This window comes from Oleiphilus sp. HI0132 (assembly GCF_001635845.1).
In genome coordinates this window covers 1-1133 of the sequence record NZ_LWGJ01001859.1, presented here as the reverse complement: position 1 = coordinate 1133, position 1133 = coordinate 1, and the positions used below count along the sequence as shown (strand labels likewise).

1 protein-coding gene is annotated in these 1133 nt (G+C 46.0%); it reads left to right on the top strand.

Annotated features, from left to right (window positions below; genetic code table 11):
* Nucleotides 1–1133: hypothetical protein (locus A3766_RS31750; protein WP_231883022.1), on the top strand; the 1133-nt coding region annotated here is incomplete at both ends.

The following is a 1133-nucleotide window of genomic DNA, read 5'->3' as shown; positions in this document are numbered from 1 at the left end:
GGAGTTCAGTGTTAAGGGTGACCAGGTTTTTCGCGCATTTTGGGAAGTAAGAAGGGCGCGAAGCAAAGCTGATGGAAAATTACAAAGCCCCAAAGTTGAGCTAGCACTACTCGGGGCCGGTGAGGAGGGGCGCGATAAAATTATTGCTGATAAGCTCCGCGACAAACTAGAACATATCGCCGAAATAACGGGCTTGGATTTTTCACGTTTTACAAAATCCATGCTTCTGGCTCAAGGTGGCTTTGCAGCCTTCCTCAATGCAAATTCGGGAGACCGGGCAGAACTTCTTGAAGAGTTAACGGGAACGGACATATACGGCAGAGTTTCTAGCGAGGTGTTTGAACGCTTTCGACAAGAAAAAGAGCGACACACGCTACTGACGGCCAAGTTGGAAGGTCTAGAGCAGACTAGTCCCGAGGAGCTTGAATTACTGTATGCTGAAGAACAGGCCCTCGAAGAAAAGCGTAAGACTGCTTTGCTTAAAAGAGGCGATATTCAGGCACAGGTTTCTCATATTGAAAAGCTTGAAAAATTGCAGGCGAGTAATAAGCAGTGTCGTTCAGCGCTCGATGCGCATGTTCAATATTGCGACAGTTTAGCACCCGAGTTTGCAAGGCTTGAAAGAGCCCTACCAGCGAGAGTGCTCTCACCATATTATGAACAATATCAGCGCGCTCAAGCTCAACAAAACCAATATGATAAAAACTTCCAGGAAATCAATGCCTCTTGTAGCTTAAAGCAAGAGGAATTCCACCTATTAGAAGGTAATTGTCAGCTTGCTAAAAATGAATACCAGGATGCTCAGAATACCCATGTAAGACTAGAAAACTTTCTAGTTGAGCAGCTGGTTCCTTTAGATCAAGGTATTACTTCCCAGCAGAAAAGCATATCAACCGCCGATGCCGAATTAGTTGAAATAGACGCCAGAAAAACTCAAACGCTAAAACAGCTGCAAGACTGTGCCAAGCAGATTAAAAATAGCCACGACATAACTAAGTCCGTGGGCGAGTGGCTGGAAAAGCATGAGTGGCTTAGAGGTGCGCAAACCCAGCTTGACGGGATTGCCACGCTATTCCAACAGTATAACCGGGTAAAAGAGCAAACGGTGTCTCTGGCAAAGCTGCTTGAAAGCG